The sequence below is a fragment of the Arthrobacter alpinus genome, assembly GCF_900105965.1.
GTDB classification, from domain to species: domain Bacteria; phylum Actinomycetota; class Actinomycetes; order Actinomycetales; family Micrococcaceae; genus Specibacter; species Specibacter alpinus.
In genome coordinates this window covers 3,236,078-3,255,678 of sequence record NZ_FNTV01000001.1, presented here as the reverse complement: position 1 = coordinate 3,255,678, position 19,601 = coordinate 3,236,078, and the positions used below count along the sequence as shown (strand labels likewise).

The window sequence follows — 19,601 nt, the reverse complement described above, 5'->3', positions numbered from 1 at the left end:
TCCTGAAAAGGAGGAAACATGAGTAAGTCATTCGCGGGCGAATCCGCCGCGCAAGAAACACAAAAGAGCAAGAAGTCCACTTGGCGCGTGGTGGACATTGTTGTGGTCTCTGTCCTTGGCGTTGCCGTGGGCGTCATTTTCTGGCTTTGGTCTGCCGGCTACGGGGTCGTCAGCGCCCTCACCGTGGCATTCCCTCCACTGGGAGCCCTGTACGGTGGCGGCTGGCTGATCGCCGGCGTCCTTGGTGCATTGGTCATCCGCAAGCCTGGAGCTGCTCTGTACTGTGAACTCATCGCGGCCACGGTCGAGGGCCTTTTGGGCACACACTTTGGCTTCACCGTGCTGCTGTCCGGCCTGGTGCAGGGCCTTGGTGCTGAGCTGGGCTTTGCCATCTTCCGCTACCGGAAGTTCAACCTGCCCGTAGCCCTCCTTGCTGGTGCTCTGGCTGGGTTGGCCATGGGCATCAACGACAGCATTGTCTGGAACGTCGCCTGGGCCTTTGAATGGAAGGCCGTCTACGTGCTCCTTGCCATGGTTTCAGGCGCAGTCATTGCCGGCCTGATTTCCTGGCTGGCCGTGCGTGGCCTGGCCCGGACGGGCGCCCTTGCCAGCCTGCCATCACGAGGCGCCGCCACCGAACGCGCGGTGTAACTGTGGGTTCGGCGCATGCCGGTGCGCCGGTGCGCATTAGCGCCAAGGGCTGGGGCTGGCAGCATTCGGGCCGCGGCGGCCGCGCCGTGCAGGATCTCGATCTGGAGATTTCACCGGGGGAGCGGGTTCTTTTGCTGGGTCCCTCGGGCGCAGGGAAATCAACGCTACTGCACGCCTTGGCGGGTGTGCTTGGTGATGACGAGGATGCCAATGAGACGGGCGAATTGCTCATCGATGGCCGGCCTGTGGCGGAATCCCGTGGCCGGGCCGGTCTGATGCAGCAAGATCCCGACGCCCAGGTGGTGCTCTCGCGCATTGGTGACGACGTTGCGTTCGGCGCGGAGAACCTCTCCGTGCCGCGTGAGGAAATTTGGCACCGGGTGGGTGCGGCACTGGAGTCCGTGGGCTTGGATCTGCCCCTTGATCATCCGAGTTCGGCCTTGTCCGGCGGGCAGAAGCAGCGCCTTGGGCTGGCTGGCATGTTGGCCATGCGCCCGGGACTGCTGCTGCTGGATGAACCCACTGCCAATCTGGATCCGGATGGGGTTGTGGAGGTGCGCGATGCCGTGCGCCGCAGCCTGGATGAATCCGGCGCCACCCTGGTGGTTGTGGAGCATCGGGTCTCTGTGTGGCTTGAGGTGGTGGACAGGATTGTGGTCCTGGCCCCTTCCCGGATGGGTGAGCCCGGCGGTGTCCTCTTCGATGGCCCGCCAGCAACGGTCATGGCGCAAAGCCGGGAGCTGTTGGCTGCTGCCGGGATTTGGGTGCCGGGACGTGTTCCCCACGTCCGGCCCAGGGCAACTCAATCCGGAGATATGGACGACGCCGGGAATCACCTTTTGCTGACGGCGTCGGCTCTTGCCGTCTCCCGCACCAAGGGACGGCGGCGCCATCCGGTGGCACCGGTTGCCGTGGTGCCCTCCGTGGAGGTTCGTGCTGGCGAGGCGTTGAGTGTGACCGGGCCGAATGGGGCGGGCAAGTCGACGTTGGCGTTGACGTTGGCGGGTTTGCTTGCGCCGGCCGGCGGCGAATTGCTTGCGCTGCCGGAGCTGGCGCGCGGGGCGGGAGCCGCGCCCTTGAAATGGCGTGGTCGGCAGCTGATCAGCAGGATTGGCACTGTCTTTCAGGAGCCCGAACATCAATTTGTGGCCCATAGTGTCCGTGATGAGTTGTTGTTTGCGCCGAAACTTTTGGGGCACGGCGCCGACTCGGTGGATGATTTGCTGACGCGGCTGCGTCTTGACCATCTGGCTGATGCGAACCCCTTCACACTCTCCGGGGGCGAGAAAAGGAGGCTGTCCGTGGCCACCGTTTTGGCAGCCAGTCCGCAGATCTTGATTTTGGATGAGCCCACGTTTGGGCAGGACGCCAATACTTGGGCGGAGTTGGCCTCGTTGCTGACGGAACTTTTGGATGCAGGAACGGCGGTTGTCTCCGTGACACACGATGCCGCCTTCAGTGCGGCGCTGGGCGGGAAGCAACTGGAGCTCGGCGCAGCACATCGGATCTCTGATGCAGCTGTTGTGCAGGGGGTGCGACGATGAGCGTTGACATTATTGCCACACCCCGTTCCACCGCATGGCTGGCCGGGGCCAACCCGCTGGCAAAGTTGGGGGCTGGCATGGCCGTCACTTTGGTGCTGCTGATCAGTGTGGATTGGGTGTCGGCAACCGTAGCCTTGGTGCTTGAATTTGCCCTGTTGCCCTTGGCTGGTTTGAGCGCGCGGATGTTGTTGATGCGGGGCTGGCCCATCTTGATCGCAGCCGTTGTGGGAGGATACGGGACGGCGCTGTTGGCCCCCAAAACGGGCGAACTCCTGCTATCCCTGGGTCCCGTTGCCTTCACCACGGGATCCGTGGAAGCCGGCGTCGCCATCGCGCTGCGTGGCCTGGCCATCGCGTTGCCGGGAATCATTGTGCTGGCTTCAACTGACCCCACCGATTTGGCCGATGCCTTGGCGCAGAAGCTGCGCCTGCCGCACCGTTTTGTCCTGGGTGCGCTTGCCGCGATGCGTCTGGTCGGCCTCCTGGTGGCGGAATGGCAAACGCTCGGCATGGCCCGGCGTGCCCGAGGCGTGGGCGGCGAACCCGGATTCCTTCGCGGGATCAAGGCTCACCTGGGCCAGGCCATGGCGTTGCTTGTACAGGCGGTCCGGCGTGCCACGCGGCTGGCTGTCACCATGGAAGCCAAGGGTTTCGGTGCGGGGCCACGCACCTGGGCGCGGGTTTCAGCTTTTTCCCGGCAGGACCTCTGGGTGGGGGCCGGGGGCTTGGTGATTGCTGCGGTGTCGGTGAGTGCCGCCGTCGTACTGGGTACGTGGAATCCAGCGTTTGGCTAGGCTTTCGGGGTGGCAGCGGCCCGTCCATGGTGCATACAGCACCGGGGCGGGCCGTCGCTGTTTCCGGGCCGTTACCTCGCCGGTTGAAATGTGACGTGCCTCATGCTTGACACGCGTTAGGCTAGTCTGTCATGCTTCCTAACACGAGTTAGGTAGTTGCAAGGAGGCAACATGAGTGACGTATCAAGACGGGTGATGCTGGGTCTACTCGGCGCTGGCACTGTTGGCGCCGTGGGGGCGAGCTGGCCCCGGCTGACAGGAGCGGACATCCCCGGTCGGGGAACGAATTCGCTCAATGTCGCCATCCTGGGCAATGCCCAGGACGCCGAAAGCCGGGTCAACTTGGTGAAGGCCTTCTCCGCGGCCCATCCAGGCATCAAGGTCAGGATTCAGGCCATTCAGGGTGCGGACTGGGGGGACTTCTTTGCAAAGATCCTCACCATGGTCGCCGCAGGAACATCGCCGGATGTGGTCTTGGTGGCCACGGAGGGTGCCCAGCTATTCGCCGAACGCCTAGCTGAACCGCTGGACGCCTTCATCAAGCGCGACAAAACTGATGTGCAGGACTACTTCGACGACGTCCACCCGTCCCTGGTTGAGGCGTTCATGTACCAGGGGAGTCTTTTCCAGCTGCCACTGGATTTCAATAGCGCCAACATGTACATGAATACCGGAGCCTTTCAAAAAGCCGGGCTCGCACGGCCGGCGGACAACTGGACCCATGATGATTTCTACAATGCCCTGACGGCCATGAAGAAGACCGGCGGCAAGGCATTCGTCCCCTATTACTGGACCAACAGGCTCTTCGGCGGCGTGGTGCCGTGGCTCTACGCCAATGACACCAGCTTCCTCAAGGAAACCCGCAGTACGGGCGGAAATTGGTTCTGGGATTCCTTCTACGCCAATGACCCCACGCGCGGCATGCGCTCCGGTGGCTACCAATGGCTGGAACCCAATGCAGAGGATCCCCGCGTGGCGGAGAGCTTTGAATTCCTGCGCACCCTCGTCTCCGAAGGTCTTGGCACCAGCCCCGCCCAAGGCGGCGGCAACGAGCTCGTGGCGCAGTTCGCCTCCGGACTGATTGGAACAACCCCGGCGGGTGGCTATTGGGTCGAGGGTCTGCACGAGGCGGGCATGGGCGAAAACGATTTTGATGTCCAGTTCTTCCCCAAGTGGCGAACCCAGAGGCACCAGTTTGGCGCAGCGGGCTACGCCATCATGAAGACCTCCACCCGCAAGGACGAAGCCTGGGAGTGGATCAAATTCTGCGCTTCCAAGGAGGCCATGGAGCTGGCCATCCCTACCCCAAACACAACGCCGACCCGCCGGTCCATGGTGAACGAGGCCCTCTACTCGGGCAAGGGGCCAGCCCACTGGCAGGTCTTCTACGACACCCTGGACAAGTTCCCCAGCTCCGGGCCCATCCCCGCCCCGCCCCAGCAGGCCGCCGTTGAGAGCGCCTTGATCAAGAACGTCCTTGGCGCCGTAACCGGCTCCGCGGCCAATGTCCGGCCGGCCCTGTCTACACTGCAGCGGGACCTCGAACTGGCTCTGAGGAGGGTCTAATGTCAACAACGCTTAAGCAGTCCCGCGCCGAAGCCAGGGTGTTGGCTGCCCGAAACGCCAGCAAGGCCAAGGACAAGGGTGGCCGGCGCCTTGCAGCTGTCTTCCTGGCACCGACCATCATCGGCATCGCCATTTTCACCTTGGTCCCCATCGTCGCCTCGCTGACCTTGGCATTTTTCCGCTGGGACATCATCAGTGCCCCGGAATTTGTTGGGGTGAACAACTTCGTCGCCATTGGCGCGGATCCAACCGTCAGGACAGCGTTCCTTAACACCATGGGATTTGTTGTAGTTGCGGTTTCTTTGCAACTCGCTGTCTCCATTGGTCTGGCCGTGCTGGTCCAGTCCAAGATGCCGGGCTGGCTGCGTACCTTCTTCCGGTCAGCATTCTTCTTTCCGCTGGTGCTTTCGGCTTCCAGCGTGTCCATCATCATGAGCTACCTGTTCAATCAAAACTTCGGCCTGGTCAACCAGGTCATTGGATTGGTGGGGATCCCGGCCGTACCGTGGCTGACGTCGCAGGCCGGCGCCATGGTGGTCATCATCCTGGTTTACGTTTGGCAGAACTTCGGCTTCACCTTCCTGCTCATCATTGGTGGCCTCAGCTCCATCCCCACCGAAATGTATGAGGCCTCCTCCATCGACGGGGCCACCGGCTGGAAGCAGTTCAAGAACATCACGCTGCCGCTGCTCAGCCCCACCCTGCTGGTGGCAAGTGTCATGGCGATCATCTCTGCCCTGCAGATCTTCGACCAGCCCTACGTCATCACCCGCGGTGGTCCAGGGGACTCCACCCGGACAGCCGTCATGGTCATTTATGAAACAGCCTTCAAGCAGCTCGACTTTGGCCGTGCTTTTGCCATCGGCATTGTGCTGACCCTGTTAATCATGCTGGTAACTGCCATCCAATTCCGCCTCTCACGACGCTTCGTGCACTACAACTAGGAGCAGTGCCATGACTATTCACTCCTTGAAAGAAAGCACCACGGTAGGTGGACGCGAAACCACCCCTGCGCGCCGCAAGAAAATCCGCATCACCGGCCGCACAGGCGGCCGTGCCGCAATCCTCGTTGTTGCAACGTTCCTCACCCTTGGACCTGTGGTGTGGACGGTCATGACCTCCATGCGCTCGCCCACTGAATCCCTGGGTAGCGGTGGCTCCGTCTTCTCCGGTGGCCTGGACTTTAGTTCCTACGTTGACGTTTTCAAGCAGGTAAACATGTGGCTGCTGATTTGGAACTCGGTCCTTGTCACCGGCATCATCGCGGCGGGCCAGATGTTCACTGCGGCGCTCGCCGGCTACGTGTTTGCCCGCATCGACTTCAGGGGCCGCGGCATCCTGTTCAGCGTTGTGCTGGCCACCATGATGGTGCCCGCACAGGTCACGATCGTCCCGGTGTTCATGCTCATCCGTGGCATGGGGCTCTCCGATACCCTGCTGGCCCTGATCCTGCCGGCCATCCCGACGGCGTTTGGAACCTTCCTGATGCGCCAATTCTTCATTGGCCTGCCGGGCGAACTGGCCGAGGCTGCCGCGATCGACGGCGCATCACCCCTACGCACGTTCCGCTCCGTATACCTGCCGCTGGCATGGCCCGGGCTGGCCATTGTGGGCATCCTGGCCTTCAATTTCCACTGGAATGAGTTCTTCCGCCCCTTGATCATGACCATCAGCGAGGAAAACTTCACCATGCCACTGGGCTTGGTGTCGCTGCAAGGCAATATGGGCACGGGCTCGGTGTCGACAGTCCTCGCCGGTGTGGTGTTGTCCATGATCCCGGCGCTTGTCGTCTTCCTCTTTGGCCAGCGCTACCTCCGTGAGGGCCTGACGGCAGGAATCAATAAATGAGTTCCACGTCTGCACCATCAATAGTCAACCAGCTAGGAGCTTTACCTGTGAGCACCACCGACCCCGCCTTCCCGGCACTGCACGGCCGCCCGGACCAGGGCTGGATCAACGACCCCAACGGCTGTATCTACGTTGACGGAACCCATCACGTGTTCTTCCAGCTCAACCCCGACGCGCCCACCCACGGCAACATTCACTGGGGCCATGCCACCTCGACGGACTTGGTCCGTTGGACCCAGCAGCCCACCGCCCTTTTCCCGCGCATGGGGGCCGCCGACGCGGCAGGAGTCTGGTCAGGCGTCATTGCCCTTGATGGCGAGGTGCCTACCGCCTATTACACCGGCATCGCAGAAACCGAGCATAAGTCCCAAGTCATGACAGCAACTTCGAATAGGGCTTTGCTGGAATGGAAGCAAGAGCAGCACGGCATAGTGGGTATGCCGGAGGAGCCAAACATTGGCGATGTACGGGACCCTTTCCTCTTCACCTTCAACGGCAGCCAATACGCCATTCAAGGTGCCGGGTACAAAGATGGAACGCCCGTGATTCTGCTGTACCGGTGCCACACCATGACTCAGTGGGAGTACTTGGGCCCGTTGGTGACGGGCGGCGCGGGGGTCGCGGCCGAATGGGCGCCTGCGCAAATTTGGGAATGCCCGCAGCTGTTTCGCGTGGACGGGCAGTGGGTGCTCATGTTGTCCCTGTGGAACCTCGACAACCATGACCTGGACCGGGTCACTTACCTGACCGGCGAACTCAGCGAGGGAGGTGCCGGGCTGAAATTCCTACCTACAGGTGGTGGACTGATCGACGATGGCCCTGACTTTTACGCCCCTCAGGTGGTTGCCGGGACCGCAGCCGAGCCCCGAACGCTCATGTGGGGCTGGAGCTGGGAGAAGTCCCGTCCCGAGGCTGATATTCACGCCTCCGGTTGGGCCGGTGTGCTGACGTACGCGAGGGAGCTGTCATTCCGTGACGGCGCGCTGGTGTCGGCGCCGGTTGCCGAGGTTGACACCTTGCGTGCAGCGCTCATGTCTGACGGTGCTGAAACCTTTACCGTGCCTGTTCAAACTCGAGCCTTTGAGGTGCTGGCTGCCGGTGTGGCCGAGCTGGTGCTGGTGGACGGCGGCAGCGAACGTGTCGTCGCAAGCATCACGGCTGGACGCATTCTCGTTGATGGCTCGCTTATTGAGATCTTTGCTGCCGATGGCACGGCACGCACAATTCGCGCCTACCCCACGGCTACCTCGCGCTTTGAAGTCCGCGGGGAAGCCGTGGTCAACGCACTGGCCCTTTAGTGGGAGCCGCCTGAAGGTGCCGCCACCGAGCCGCGCATCACCACGGGGCAGGGAATGAGGATGGTTCCGCCAGGCTGATTCGCTGCCCCGTGGTCCAGCTCCGCCAACAACAGCTCAATGGCCTTCTCGCCCATTTCACGGTGGGGCAGTGCCACCGTGGTCAGTCCGGGAACCACAGTCCTGGCAAGCGGCTCGTCATCGTCATAGCCCACAATGCTCACATCCTGCGGGACCCGCAACCCCAACTGTCCGCAGGCCATCATGAAGCCCACGGCGACCCTGTCATTTGCGCACACAACCCCGGTGGGCCGGTCAAGCTTTGGCGAGCGGCCGCCGTCGTCCGTTAAGAGGCGCATGGCCGCGGCATATCCATCGTTGATCTCCCAGCCGGTTTCCATGGCCTCAATGGAGGGCAGCCCTGCCTTGGCAATTGCGGCGTCAAGGCCTTGGGTGCGGCGTTCCGTGGCCACCAACTCGGGTCCGCCGGAGAGGTAGGCAATGGAGGTGTGCCCGGCGTCGAGCAGGATTTGGGCGGCGCGGCGGCCGCCGCCAATCTCGTCAGGAATGATGGAGAGCTGGGCGCCAGCCGGGTCAAAACTATTAACCAGCAGCGCCGGAATGCCCTTCATGGCGGGGCGGGGGTGATGCGGGCGCAGACTCTCCGCGGCGAACATCATGGCATCAACCTGGCGGTTGATAAGGGTGCCAAAGGCCTTGTCCTCGCGGGCGTCGTTGCGCTGGGTGTCGATGGCAAACAAAAGGTATCCGGCATCGAACGCGGCACTGCTGGCGCCTTGCAGGAGCTTGCCGGCGAAAGGCCCGCCGGCGATGGCATCGGTCACCACGCCGATGGTGTGGGTGCGCTGGCTTTGCAGTGAGCGTGCCACGGCATTTGGAGTGTAATTGAGCTCCTTGGCGGCGGCCAGGATGAGCAGCTGCTTCTCCTTGGCAATATTTCCATCGGCGCGGCCGTTCAGGACAAAGCTCACGGCGCTGCGAGAAACCCCCGCGCGGTCGGCGACGTCCTGAGAAGTGGCCTTACGTGCCATGGTGCCTCCTAAATCGTGTGAGGTCAGCCTATCGCCTGCAGGCGGTGCTGGCCGCAAGCTCCAGGGCATGGCGCTTTGGGCGTGGTTCACGCTGCAGCCTCGGGTCCGGGGTACCGTTAAGTGGCACCTCGGTGTTTAGCGCATTTTGGCCACCGAATTTATCGCATGTGGCGATTATTTATTCACGGATTCCGCAAGGACTGTCCGAAAGGTCATATCATCCCTTGCAAATATGCATCTCGTGATATAAAAGAATTATGACTCAAGTAGCTGCAGAAACCGTTGGCGTACTCGTGCGAGATGCGCGCAATGAAAAAGGTTGGACCCAGGGCGAACTGGCAACCCACTTGGGGACGAGTCAGAGTGCCGTTGCCCGAATGGAACTGGGCAAGCAAAATCTTAGCCTGAAGATGATCCAGCGCATGGAATCCCTGTTGGAAGCCAACCTGTTCAGCGTTGGAGCCGTCAGCAAGAACACCGTCACTCACCTGCGCGTGCATGGTGGCCGTGAACTTTCCGGCAGTGTCGAGGTAAATTCCAGCAAGAATGCCGGTGTGGCCTTGCTCTGCGCCAGCCTGCTGAACCGTGGCACCACCACCTTGCGCCGGTTGGCCCGGATCGAAGAGGTCAACCGCATTGTGGAGCTGCTGACCTCGATCGGTGTCGAGTGCACCTGGCTCGAGGACAACGATCTGCAGATCCGCCGCCCCGCCGTGTTGGATCTGGCCGCCATGGACATTGCGGCCGCCAAGCGCACCCGCAGTGTCATCATGTTGCTGGGTCCCCTCCTGGACGAGGAAGACACGTACCGCATTCCTTACGCCGGTGGCTGTGACCTGGGTACCCGCACGGTAGAGCCGCACATGCAGGCCCTGCGCGAGTTTGGCCTCAACGTCAACGCTCACGACGGTTTCTACCAGGTACAGGCTCCTGTCAGCGATACCGAAGACCGCACCTTTGTGCTCACCGAACGCGGCGACACCGTCACTGAAAATGCCATCATGGCCGCCGCTCACCGCGAAGGCACCACTGTCATCCGCAACGCAAGCCCCAATTACATGGTTCAGGACCTCTGCTTCTACTTGCAGGGCCTGGGTGTCACGGTGGAAGGCGTAGGTTCCACCACGCTGACCATCAAGGGCAAGTCCCGGATTGATGTGGACATCGAGTACGCGCCGTCCGAGGACCCCATCGAGGCCATGAGCCTGATTACCGCCGGCATCGTGACCAAGTCCGAGGTGACTGTCAAGCGTGTCCCCATCGAGTTCATGGAAATTGAACTCAAGGTCCTGGAGCAGATGGGATTCCGTTACCTCAAGACGGCCGAGTACATGGCCCGCAACGGCAAAACTCGGCTCGTGGACATCACCACGCTGCCGTCTGAGTTGAAGGCTGCGCCGGATAAGATTCACTCCATGCCGTTCCCGGGCCTGAACATCGACAACCTGCCCTTCTTCGCCGTGATCGCCTCCTGTGCCGAAGGCACCACCTTGATTCACGACTGGGTCTACGAGGGTCGCGCCATTTACCTGACGGAGCTGAACCGCCTCGGCGCCGGCGTCCGCCTCTTGGATCCGCACCGCATCGACATCACGGGCCCCGCCGCCTGGCGTGCCGCCGAAATTGGCTGCCCGCCCGCCCTTCGTCCGGCCGCGTGTATCCTGCTGGCCATGCTGGCTGCCAAGGGCACCAGCGAGCTGCGCAACATCTACGTCATCGAGCGCGGTTACGAAGACTTGGCCGAGCGCCTCAACACCGTTGGCGCCGAGATCGAGTACTTCCAGGACTAACTGCAACAAGCACGACAACGGCCGGTCACCTTCCAAGGGGAAGGTGACCGGCCGTTGTCGTGCTCCGGAACAAACCAAACGCCGGCGGCGTGCCAATCCGCCGGCGGCGTGTGTAATTTCACCCGCCCCGCGGGTTTGGCACGCCGCCGGCCTCGCTATTGCTGCTGTGTCGCGCCCCTAGATGGCAGCCAGTGCGGCAGCGAGGTCCTGCTTGAGGTCGTCCAGGTCCTCCAGACCCACGGACAGGCGAAGGAAACCGTCGGTGAGCCCAATGGCCGCACGGCCTTCCGGTCCCATGGCGCGGTGCGTGGTGGTGGCCGGGTGAGTAATGAGCGACTTCGCATCTCCTAGGTTGTTGGAGATATCGATGATCTGCAAGGCATTCAGCAGCGCAAAAGCCGCATCCTTGGTGGTTCCGCCAGCAGGCTCGGCCAGTTCGAAGGTCAGCACGGTTCCGCCGGCCTTCATCTGCTGCTTGGCCAGTTCATATTGCGGGTGCGATGGCAGATGCGGGTACAGGACGCGGCCGATCTGCGGCTGTTTCTCGAGAAATTCACCCAAGGCCAACGCGTTGTTGCACGAATGAGTCACACGCAGGTTCATGGTTTCCAGACCCTTGGTCAGCACCCAGGCGTTGAACGCGGACAGCGCGGGCCCCGTGTGGCGCATGAGGTTCTTGACCGGCCCGTCGATGAACTCCTTGCTGCCCAGGATGGCGCCACCCAAGACCCGCCCCTGCCCGTCAATGTGCTTGGTCCCGGAGTAGACAATGATGTCCGCGCCGAAGTCACCGCACCGCTGCAGGAGCGGCGTGGCGAAGACGTTGTCGGCAACCACCTGTGCGCCGGCGGCATGGGCCAGATCGCAGACGGCCTTAATATCAACAATTTCCTGCATCGGGTTTGACGGCGATTCAAAGAACACAGCCGTGGTGGGAACGGACAATGCCTCGCGCCACTGATCAAGATCAGGCCCGTCCACAAATACCGTCTCCACGCCCCAGCGCGGCAACAACTCGTTCAGGATGACAAAGCAGGAACCAAAGAGTGAGCGTGAGGCAACCACCCGGTCTCCAGCCGCCAGCAACGCACCCAACGCTGTGAAGACTGCGGACATGCCAGAGGCCGTGGCGAAGCAGGCCTCCTTCCCCTCCAACAGACGCAGCCGTTCCTGGAAGGTTGCCACGGACGGGTTGCCGTAGCGGGAATAGACAAAGCGGTCCACCTCGCCCGTGAACGCCTGCTCGGCGGCCTCGGCCGATTCGTACACAAACCCGGAGTTCAGGAACAGTGCCTCGGAGGTTTCCTGGAAGTTGCTGCGGTCAAGCCCGCCGCGCACGGCCGCCGTGTCCGGCGCCCAGGTGGCTGCATGCTCGTTAAAGTTACTCAATTGCGTATCCTTGGCTTTCGCTGGTGGTGCAGTATGTCCGTCAAAAAGTGCGTAGCGGCTAGCGCCAGGGCAGCTTCCGGTTCTTCCAGCCGTTGACCACCCTGTCGCCGTAGCGGTCAGGTTCGCCCTCAAAGCCTTCCAAAACGTTGTACGCCGTGTACCCGGCCGCCGTTGCGGCCGTCGCCGCGGCAATGGAGCGTGCGCCCGAACGGCACAGCACCACCAGTGATTTCTCGGTAGGCACTGCTTGAAGCAGCTCGGCCAGGAACTGTGGATTGTTGCTGCCGTTGGCCAGATTCCATTGGATGAAGACCGGCTCCGTGTTCAGCGCAGACGTGTCCGGAACGCCAATGTGGGTCCATTCCCCCTCCGTGCGAACATCAACCAACACGGCTCCTGCCGCTATGTGATCCCATGCTGTGGCCGGGGCCAGATCGCCGGCGTAGCTCACGCGATTCCCTCGCCGTCGAATTCCAGATCGGCGTCGAGCTCGTCCAGGGCGTTGGCGACGGCCACGTCGCTGCTGGCCACGGCGTGAGGGAGGATGACGGCCTGGGCGCAGATCACGGTGCCGCCGTTGGCGGTCACGGCGGGCCCACCGTGCAGCACATAACCCTCGGCCAGTGCGGCGGAGATGCGCTCACAAAAACTTCGGTCGTCGGGGCCGGTGATCAGGCGGTAAGCCAGTGGGGATTCGTCCGTGGACATGGTGTCTCCTCGTTGCACGTGGCTGGCATGTGCAAGCGGAGCTGGCCGCGGCGCTTAAGGGGCAGATCTGGCGCTGCTGAAGGGTTCACGCTTGCAAATATCAGCCGTTGTTAGCTGGGTTTGCCGAGTATTCACCTGAGGCACCCCGCCGGGAAGAGGGTTGCCGGCCAGCAAGTCAGGGCTTGATACTGGCACTCATTACTCCCCTCGAAAATAACACACGCGGCATCAGTGCTGCCCGGAACTATGCGTGTGTGGCGCAACATGACGATCCGCGCAAAAGTGGTGGCGCTACGCCGGTACAGTGCGGGCGGCTGGCATTATGGAGCTATGACACTCAGCCGCGCCTTCGCCGCAGTCCGTTTTATCTTCGGTGCCGTGACCCTGATTGCCGTGGGAACCCAGCTCGGCATCCACCTCGGCGAGGGCTACAGCATTGTGAACTTCTTCAGCTATTTCACGAACCTCTCCAATATTTTCGCCGCCGTAGTGCTGCTCGTGGAGTCCGTGCTGACATGGCGCGGCAAGGAGGGCGGCCCTGCCTGGGCGTTGCTGCGCTGCATCTCAGTGGTGTGCATGGCGCTGGTGGGTATTGTCTTCAACACCCTGCTGCGCGACGTGGACCTGGGATCACTGCTGCCGTGGATCAACACGTGGCTTCACTATGTGATGCCGGTTGCCGTGGTGGCAGACTGGCTCATCCAGCCGCCACGCCACAGTATCCCGCTCAAACGTGTGGGAGTGGCGGCACTGTTCCCGCTGGCTTACCTGGCGTACTCCCTGATCCGCGGGGCGGCCATCAACTGGTACGCCTACCCGTTCATCAATCCGGCCAACGGCGGCTATGGCACGGTGGCGGTGACGTGCGTGCTCATTGCAGTTGGATTTGTTGCCATGACTCTGCTCATCATGTTCCTGGGCAACAAGCTACGCCCACTCGTGCCTAAAGTGTTGTTGCCAGTATCGCGCTGAGCTCTTCGCTGAGCCGTTCCCGGATGGCGGCCGTGCCAATTTCGGCACCGTCGATCGTGTTCACCGGGGCCAGCAGCCGCAGGCTGGAAATCAGCCAGACCGCGTCAGCGTCGAGCAGGTCAGCGGGCGTCACAGGACCATAGCCGAGTTCCCACCCAGCTTCCTTGGCGGCCGCGAACAGCGCGCCTTGGGTGGTGCCGGGCAAAATGCCCGTGTCCAGGTGCGGCGTGATGAGCCTTTTCACAGGGACGCCCGAGTCATCGGAGATATGCGCCAACAGAACGGACGACGTCGGCCCCTCCAACACGAGCGAGTCACCACTGGTGAAGATCACGTCGTCTGCGCCCTGCTCATGTGCGTGGCGCAGCGCGGCCATGTTCACGGCGTAGGAAAGGGTCTTGGCACCCAGCAGCAGCCACGGTGCGCGGATGGCAATATCGCTGTCGTAGCCGCGTTCGAGCAAAATAACATCCAAGCCCTTGGCCCGCTGTTCGGCCAATGCCGGGGAGATGGCCGAAACCTGAACCCATGCCGTGGGTGTGTTGCCACCCTCGGGCCCGCGGGTGGCAATGAGCTTGACGACGCACTGCTTTTCGCCGTTGACTGCTGCGCCGGAATGCTGGCCTTCGGCAGCACCAAAAGCGGCAACCGCCGTCTCAATTGCCGCCTGCCACACATCCGCAGGCGGGATGGTGAGGTCCATGGTCCTGGCCGATCCGGCCAGGCGTTGAAGGTGAGCCTGGATTTTTCGCGGCACGCCATTGACGGCAAGCATGGATTCAAAGATCCCGTCGCCCCGCGTGACGCCCTGGTCCGTGGCCAAAATGGCGGGGGAGGAGGCGTCGACCAAACGGCCTGCGGGGTGGGCGGGGTCAAGGAAAACCAAAACTGTCATGCGATAGAGCTTAGCGGCCCGCCAGCAGTTGCTTGCCAAAAGTGAAGGCCCGCACCAGCCCCACGATTCCCAAAACGATCAGCATGATGGCCGTCATGAGCAGTAGCCACGCGGCAGTCCATCCGGGAACTGCCAAGACCACGACGCCGGCAATGACGCTGACTGCACCGAAGACGATGGCCCACAGGCGGGTGGAGCCCTTGCCGGCCTCAGCCATGGCGATGACGCCCTCGATGATCCAGCCGATGCCGATCATGATGACCGTGAAGATCAACAGGGCCTCACCGGTTGCGGCCGAGTTACGCAGGGCGATGATGCCGGCCACCAGGATGAACAGGCCAAGCAGCACGTCCAGAATGCGCATGCCTGCTGAGAGGCTGTGGCTAAAAATTCCCACGGCAACCTTCACGGCGCCCGTGATGAGGAAGTTGATGCCAAGGAACACGGCGACAACTGCCAAGGTTTTGGTGGGCCACAGCAAAAGGACCACGCCAAGTCCCAGAGCGGCAATGCCGCTCACGGCAAATGCTATGCGCAACCCCTTAACGGCTTGTTGGGTGAGCTTGTGAGGATCGAGGGCAAATGTGTCGATGGTGACTTCGGGAGTACTCATTTATGAATGTCCTTCGGATCTGCGGGTGAATTAATGCCCAGACTAACCGGTTAATGCCGTCCGGTGCGGTGTATGACAGGCGGTCTGGGGAACCCCAATGACGCGTGGAATGCCGATAGGCTGTTCTCAATTGCGGTTTCCAGCTACGAGTTGGCATCGCGCCGGTAAAAATAGGGGGACGACCGGATGTTCTGGACGGCATTTAGCCTGCCAACGGGCAGCGCCTGGCTTTCGGTGCTTCTCTTGATCGTGGATTTGGGCATCCGCATCGCTGTATTGGGCATCATCCCCGGAAACCGGCGTCCCACCACGGCCATGGCGTGGCTCTTGTGCATCTTCTTCCTGCCCTATGTTGGCCTGGTCCTGTTCTTGATGTTTGGAAACTTCCGGCTCTCACGACGACGGCGGGAATCACAGGACGCCGTCAACCAACGGGTGGTGGAAGGGACCCGCGGGATCGCGGACCTGGTTCCTGAGTATGCAGGCCCGGCCTGGGTGAAATCCGCCATTGAGCTGAACCGCAACCTGGGTTCCTTCCCCGCCTTGGGGGCCAATAGCGTCCAGCTGATCCAGGGCTACCAGGAGTCACTGGACGCCATGGCCGATGAAGTCAGCCGTGCCGAATACTTCGTCAATGCCGAGTTCTACATTATGAGCTCCGATGGTTGTACAGACCGGCTCTTCACCGAGCTCGAAGCTGCTGCCGAGCGTGGTGTGCGTGTGCGCGTGCTCTTCGACCACATCGGCTCGATCAGGGTTCCCGGCTACCGGGGAATGATCCGCAGACTCAAGGCCAGCAAGATCCAGTGGCGCCGCATGCTGCCGCTGCTGCCCGTCAAAGGCCAGTGGCGCAGACCCGACCTTCGGAACCACAGGAAAATCCTGGTGGTAGATGGGAGGGTGGCCTTCACCGGATCCCAGAACATCATCGAACCCTCGTACCGGAAGAAGAAGAACCAAGAGATTGGCCGGAAATGGGTCGAGCTCATGTCTCGGCTTGAGGGGCCCATTGTTGGAACGCTCAACATCATGTTTGCCACCGATTGGTCCGCCGAGACCGAAGAGAACCTGGAAGACCAGCTGGCAACCTACCACTGGGATTCATTTGCAGGCGCATCCCTGTGCCAAGTGGTGCCCAGCGGCCCGGGATTCGTCACAGAAAACAACCTTCGCCTTTTCAACACCCTGCTCTACTCGGCCGAAGAGTGCATCACGATCTCCAGCCCCTACTTTGTGCCGGACGATTCCCTGCTCTACGCCATCACCACGGCCGCCCAACGAGGAGTTGTAGTCGAGCTCTTCGTCTCAGAGGCAGGCGACCAGTTCCTGGTCCACCACGCCCAACGCTCCTACTATGAAGCGCTGCTCAAAGCCGGTGTCCGGATCTACCTGTACCCCAAGCCGTTCGTCCTGCACGCCAAGCACTTCACCGTGGATTCCGATGTGGCCGTGATCGGCTCCTCCAACATGGACATGCGCAGCTTCTCACTCAACCTTGAAGTCACAGTCATGATGATCGACCGCGAAGTGGTTGAACAGATGCACGCCGTGGAGGACCACTACCGGGCCGTCTCACGCGAACTGAAACTCGACGAATGGGTCAACCGGCCCGTCCTTGCACGCTACGTGGACAATGTGGCACGCCTGACGGCCACGCTGCAGTAGCGGTGGTCGGGTGGCAGCTGAATCCGGCATTCCCTCGGTCGCTATCCGACGCGTCGGCCGCGGGCGGCCTTTGGCGTCTCCTTTACGCGACCTACGGGAACACCGGATTCGGCTGCCTTCGAGCGGAGTAGGCGGCGGAGCCGGCATTTTTTGTAGGCGACGTAAAGGAGACCCGCAGGCCGCCCGCGGCCGAGGAGTCGGATAGTCGCCGGAAAAATGGCGGGCCGCCGCCGATTACAGCGGGAAGTCGGAGCCTAGGGTGGAGAGGACTCCGTAGGCCTTGGCTTGAATTTCCTGCCACTCCGCCTCGTCCTCGGAGTCGGCCGTGATGGCGCCGCCGATTCCCAGGGAAAGGTGGGTGCCGCCGTCGTGCTTGTCCTGGAGGACCAGCGTGCGGATCACTACGGAGAGATCCGTGGCCGCATTGAGTGAGAAGTAGCCGATCGCGCCCGAATAGATGCCGCGCGGGCCTGCTTCGAGGGTGTCGAGGATGGCCATGGTGCTGATCTTCGGGGCTCCCGTCATGGACCCGGCTGGGAATGCGGCGGCCACGGCTTGCGCGCGGGAGCTGCCCGGCGCCAGCTGCGCCTCGATGGTGCTGACCATCTGATGCACCGTGGCGTAACTTTCGATTGCGCATAGTCGCGGAACCGTGAGTGATTCCGGCAGGGCAAAGTGGGAGAGATCGTTACGCAGCAGGTCAACGATCATCACATTTTCCGCCCGATCCTTCAGCGAGCTGGCAAGATCAGCCTTGAGCGCGGCATCAACCCCGGGATCAGTATCGCGGCGCCGCGTGCCCTTGATGGGTTCGGCACGCATGCGCCCGTCCGCATCGATGCGCAGGAAACGTTCGGGCGAGGTACTGCAAACACTCAACGAGGACACCCTTAGGAACGCGGCGAACGGTGCCGGATTCCGCTTCCGCAGGGCTCGGTACGCAACCCACGGATCCACAGGTTCAGTCGTGTGCGCCTCGAGCTGCGTGGTCAGGCAAATCTCGTAGCTGTTGCCGTCATGAATTTCGGCTTGCGACGCGGCGATCATGTCCTTGTAGCGGCGTTCTCCGTCCCACGCGGTGAAATGCGGTGCCGCGCCATGAATGCTCGACGCCGGATGGCCGGCGGTGCTGGCCAATTCCCCTTGAGTTGCGGCGTGGGCCGTGCGGACTGCCGTGCGGAAGTCTTCGGCTTCAAGGCGTGAACCCGGCTGGTGCGGGCCACTGAGGGTCAGGGCGTAGAGACAGTTTTCCTGATGGTCCATGACCACGGCGCGGCCGGCAAAAAGCAGCGCGGCATCGGGAATGGTGCTCTCCTCGGTTCGAGCTGAGCCGCCGGTTTCGGCCTTCAGCTCGTAGCCCAGATAGCCCAGCCAGCCTAGGGTGAAATCCCCGGGGTAGTGTTGTGGCGCCCGCACGGCTTTGCGGCCCCACACCGAATCGAGCCACCGGAAGAACGGCCCGCGAATGCGGGCGGTCACCTGACCGGAACACACCGTGGTCAGGCCGCGGCTGTGGCGTGCAAGCTGGCCGAAACCACCGGAGTTATCGGCCATGATGGAGAACCTTGATCGAGCCGCCGCTTCCTTGGTTGCTGCAGCCGTGCCATCGCCTGCCATGGAGCTGTCCAGCCAAACCGCGTTTTCAGCCTGCCCGTAGAGTGCGTGGAAGAGGTCCTCGGCAGGTGGCAGACCATCAAGGCGGATGGCCGAGAACTCCAGTCCGCGGCGCCTGGCCAGCTCCGGGCCAAGCACATGTTCCATGGCGGGAAGTTGCGTCAGGGCATCCAGCACGGACTCCGGCGCGTTGGCCACGCCGTGGGTTCCGTCCACCAAGATGTCTGCGTGCTCTGCCGAGGCCAAGCCGGCCAACAGCTGTTCTTCCTGCTCCGCCCACGCGTCCCAGAACGGTGCGTATGTTTCGCCATCCCGGGCCAGGGCGCGCGCCTTGCGGGCCTGGCTGGGGGTGTCCACCCAAATCACGGCGTCCAGAAAATCGGCAGCACGCCCATGTGAGGAGCCAACACCCTCCACAAGCACCACCGGGGCAACAGCGGTGGTGCGGGCGGCGCCGTCGTTCGCGGCCTCCCAATCCCACGCTGTCCACGTGGCGGCAAGGCCCTCGCGCAGCGGCTGCAGCACGGAGTCGATGTAGCGCTCCACGCCGCCGGCCAAACCATCCCAACCCGGGTAAATGTCCTCAAGGTGAAACAGGGAAACCGCACGATGCCGGCGCAGCAAGGCCGCCAACTCTACCGCAATGGTGGTCTTTCCGGCGCCTGAACGGCCGTCCACGGCGATGATGACGGGACGATCAGCCACGCGCGGTGCCGTTGGCCGTGGAGTGCGCCAAGATGCCCGGAATGGCGGCGGCGATCAGCTTCCAGCTGGCCTCAAAATCTTTTGAGTCGCCGTACCAAGGATCGTAAATGCCCTGCTGGGCAGTGGCCACATGAGCCATGGCGGGATCGAAGGACCGCAACATGCGCACCTTGGCGGCCGACGCCGGGTCAGGGGCAAGGGCGATCAAGGCATCGAAGTGGTCCGTGTCCAGTGCCAAGATCAGATCACGCTCGGCAAACCACGCCGGCTGGAATTTACGCGCGGCGTGGTCGCCAGCGGCAACACCGTGACGAGCCAGAACGGCCTTGGCCCGTGGGTCGATCGGTTTCCCCGCCTCCCATGAAGTGGTTCCCGCAGAGTCCACCTCAACCTCAAGGCCGGATTCGGCAGCAGCGTCCGCCAGCATGAATTCAGCCATGGGGGAGCGGCAGATATTGCCGGTGCAAACGGTCATGATCCGGTAGGGATTGCTCATGGGG

The 19,601-nt window shown here is 62.3% G+C and carries 18 protein-coding genes and 1 riboswitch; of the genes, 10 read left to right on the top strand and 8 right to left on the bottom strand.

What is annotated here, in order from left to right:
• The first annotated feature begins 18 nt into the window (after nt 1–18).
• The 7 genes from BLV41_RS14865 (at nt 19) to BLV41_RS14835 (ending at nt 7,701) form a co-directional block, all read left to right on the top strand.
• Nucleotides 19–651, top strand: coding sequence for an ECF transporter S component (locus BLV41_RS14865; protein ID WP_074712310.1), 633 nt, complete (start codon nt 19–21; stop codon nt 649–651).
• Between the two features lie 2 nt (nt 652–653).
• Nucleotides 654–2,195 carry an ABC transporter ATP-binding protein gene (locus BLV41_RS14860; RefSeq protein WP_074712309.1) on the top strand — a complete coding sequence of 514 codons (1,542 nt, stop codon included), beginning with the start codon at nt 654–656 and terminating at the stop codon, nt 2,193–2,195.
• Complete coding sequence (locus tag BLV41_RS14855) at nt 2,192–2,989, top strand: energy-coupling factor transporter transmembrane component T family protein (protein WP_074712308.1); 798 nt, start codon at nt 2,192–2,194, stop codon at nt 2,987–2,989. The genes BLV41_RS14860 and BLV41_RS14855 overlap by 4 nt, the downstream gene beginning before the upstream one ends.
• A gap of 171 nt (nt 2,990–3,160) precedes the next feature.
• On the top strand, nt 3,161–4,555 hold the full coding sequence (locus BLV41_RS14850) for an extracellular solute-binding protein (RefSeq protein ID WP_083360802.1): 1,395 nt from the start codon (nt 3,161–3,163) through the stop codon (nt 4,553–4,555).
• Nucleotides 4,555–5,499: a carbohydrate ABC transporter permease gene (locus BLV41_RS14845; protein ID WP_083360801.1), complete on the top strand. Its 945-nt coding sequence runs from the start codon at nt 4,555–4,557 to the stop codon at nt 5,497–5,499. The genes BLV41_RS14850 and BLV41_RS14845 overlap by 1 nt, the downstream gene beginning before the upstream one ends.
• A gap of 10 nt (nt 5,500–5,509) precedes the next feature.
• Nucleotides 5,510–6,403 (top strand): carbohydrate ABC transporter permease, encoded by an 894-nt coding sequence (locus BLV41_RS14840; protein ID WP_083360800.1) that lies wholly within the window; start codon nt 5,510–5,512, stop codon nt 6,401–6,403.
• Between the two features lie 47 nt (nt 6,404–6,450).
• Nucleotides 6,451–7,701 carry a glycoside hydrolase family 32 protein gene (locus BLV41_RS14835; protein WP_170835481.1) on the top strand — a complete coding sequence of 417 codons (1,251 nt, stop codon included), beginning with the start codon at nt 6,451–6,453 and terminating at the stop codon, nt 7,699–7,701.
• Here the strand turns inward: BLV41_RS14835 and BLV41_RS14830 are convergent.
• Nucleotides 7,698–8,750 (bottom strand): LacI family DNA-binding transcriptional regulator, encoded by a 1,053-nt coding sequence (locus tag BLV41_RS14830; RefSeq protein ID WP_074712307.1) that lies wholly within the window; start codon nt 8,748–8,750, stop codon nt 7,698–7,700. The genes BLV41_RS14835 and BLV41_RS14830 overlap by 4 nt on opposite strands.
• Nucleotides 8,751–9,007: 257 nt before the next feature.
• Between BLV41_RS14830 and BLV41_RS14825 the strand changes: the two genes are divergently transcribed.
• Entirely contained in the window at nt 9,008–10,540 is a 1,533-nt protein-coding gene (locus BLV41_RS14825) for a UDP-N-acetylglucosamine 1-carboxyvinyltransferase (RefSeq protein ID WP_074712306.1), read from the top strand.
• Between the two features lie 177 nt (nt 10,541–10,717).
• Here BLV41_RS14825 and BLV41_RS14820 read toward each other — a convergent pair whose 3' ends face one another.
• From BLV41_RS14820 to BLV41_RS14810, 3 genes are read right to left on the bottom strand one after another with little or no spacing between them, the layout of a single operon-like run.
• Nucleotides 10,718–11,929 (bottom strand): O-succinylhomoserine sulfhydrylase, encoded by a 1,212-nt coding sequence (locus BLV41_RS14820; RefSeq protein WP_074712305.1) that lies wholly within the window; start codon nt 11,927–11,929, stop codon nt 10,718–10,720.
• Between the two features lie 58 nt (nt 11,930–11,987).
• Nucleotides 11,988–12,380, bottom strand: a complete 393-nt coding sequence (locus tag BLV41_RS14815) for a rhodanese-like domain-containing protein (protein WP_044571028.1) — start codon at nt 12,378–12,380, stop codon at nt 11,988–11,990.
• On the bottom strand, nt 12,377–12,637 hold the full coding sequence (locus BLV41_RS14810) for a DUF1737 domain-containing protein (protein ID WP_044571024.1): 261 nt from the start codon (nt 12,635–12,637) through the stop codon (nt 12,377–12,379). Before BLV41_RS14810 ends, BLV41_RS14815 begins: the two co-directional genes overlap by 4 nt.
• Nucleotides 12,638–12,719: 82 nt before the next feature.
• A riboswitch (SAM riboswitch) is annotated at nt 12,720–12,840 on the bottom strand.
• Nucleotides 12,841–12,967: 127 nt separating this feature from the next.
• Here BLV41_RS14810 and BLV41_RS14805 point away from each other — a divergent pair.
• A complete protein-coding gene (locus tag BLV41_RS14805; RefSeq protein WP_044571021.1) occupies nt 12,968–13,609 on the top strand; it encodes a Pr6Pr family membrane protein in 642 nt (213 codons plus the stop codon).
• Here the strand turns inward: BLV41_RS14805 and BLV41_RS14800 are convergent.
• Both BLV41_RS14800 and BLV41_RS14795 read right to left on the bottom strand, forming a co-directional pair.
• Entirely contained in the window at nt 13,581–14,504 is a 924-nt protein-coding gene (locus tag BLV41_RS14800) for an aminodeoxychorismate lyase (protein WP_074712304.1), read from the bottom strand. The two genes, BLV41_RS14805 and BLV41_RS14800, sit on opposite strands and share 29 nt — an antisense overlap.
• Before the next feature lie 10 nt (nt 14,505–14,514).
• Nucleotides 14,515–15,117, bottom strand: a complete 603-nt coding sequence (locus BLV41_RS14795) for an HdeD family acid-resistance protein (RefSeq protein ID WP_074712303.1) — start codon at nt 15,115–15,117, stop codon at nt 14,515–14,517.
• 186 nt (nt 15,118–15,303) lie between these two features.
• On the opposite strand from BLV41_RS14795, the gene cls reads away from it, so the two are divergent.
• On the top strand, nt 15,304–16,782 hold the full coding sequence (cls, locus tag BLV41_RS14790) for a cardiolipin synthase (RefSeq protein WP_074712302.1): 1,479 nt from the start codon (nt 15,304–15,306) through the stop codon (nt 16,780–16,782).
• Nucleotides 16,783–17,016: 234 nt separating this feature from the next.
• On the opposite strand, the gene pabB is transcribed toward cls, so the two are convergent.
• Nucleotides 17,017–19,101: an aminodeoxychorismate synthase component I gene (gene pabB / locus BLV41_RS14785; protein WP_074712301.1), complete on the bottom strand. Its 2,085-nt coding sequence runs from the start codon at nt 19,099–19,101 to the stop codon at nt 17,017–17,019.
• Entirely contained in the window at nt 19,094–19,597 is a 504-nt protein-coding gene (locus BLV41_RS14780) for a low molecular weight protein-tyrosine-phosphatase (protein WP_342028203.1), read from the bottom strand. The genes pabB and BLV41_RS14780 overlap by 8 nt, the downstream gene beginning before the upstream one ends.
• Nucleotides 19,598–19,601: the final 4 nt, after the last annotated feature.

What these genes read in the sequence shown, in the direction of transcription:
- BLV41_RS14855 (WP_074712308.1), top strand. Translation starts at nt 2,192, where the DNA reads ATGAGCGTTGACATTATTGCCACACCCCGTTCCACCGCATGGCTGGCC.
- BLV41_RS14810 (WP_044571024.1), bottom strand. Translation starts at nt 12,637, where the DNA reads ATGTCCACGGACGAATCCCCACTGGCTTACCGCCTGATCACCGGCCCC.
- BLV41_RS14830 (WP_074712307.1), bottom strand. Translation starts at nt 8,750, where the DNA reads ATGGCACGTAAGGCCACTTCTCAGGACGTCGCCGACCGCGCGGGGGTT.
- BLV41_RS14845 (WP_083360801.1), top strand. Translation starts at nt 4,555, where the DNA reads ATGTCAACAACGCTTAAGCAGTCCCGCGCCGAAGCCAGGGTGTTGGCT.
- BLV41_RS14805 (WP_044571021.1), top strand. Translation starts at nt 12,968, where the DNA reads ATGACACTCAGCCGCGCCTTCGCCGCAGTCCGTTTTATCTTCGGTGCC.
- BLV41_RS14825 (WP_074712306.1), top strand. Translation starts at nt 9,008, where the DNA reads ATGACTCAAGTAGCTGCAGAAACCGTTGGCGTACTCGTGCGAGATGCG.
- BLV41_RS14795 (WP_074712303.1), bottom strand. Translation starts at nt 15,117, where the DNA reads ATGAGTACTCCCGAAGTCACCATCGACACATTTGCCCTCGATCCTCAC.
- BLV41_RS14865 (WP_074712310.1), top strand. Translation starts at nt 19, where the DNA reads ATGAGTAAGTCATTCGCGGGCGAATCCGCCGCGCAAGAAACACAAAAG.
- cls (WP_074712302.1), top strand. Translation starts at nt 15,304, where the DNA reads ATGTTCTGGACGGCATTTAGCCTGCCAACGGGCAGCGCCTGGCTTTCG.
- BLV41_RS14780 (WP_342028203.1), bottom strand. Translation starts at nt 19,597, where the DNA reads ATGAGCAATCCCTACCGGATCATGACCGTTTGCACCGGCAATATCTGC.
- BLV41_RS14840 (WP_083360800.1), top strand. Translation starts at nt 5,510, where the DNA reads ATGACTATTCACTCCTTGAAAGAAAGCACCACGGTAGGTGGACGCGAA.
- BLV41_RS14800 (WP_074712304.1), bottom strand. Translation starts at nt 14,504, where the DNA reads ATGACAGTTTTGGTTTTCCTTGACCCCGCCCACCCCGCAGGCCGTTTG.
- BLV41_RS14850 (WP_083360802.1), top strand. Translation starts at nt 3,161, where the DNA reads ATGAGTGACGTATCAAGACGGGTGATGCTGGGTCTACTCGGCGCTGGC.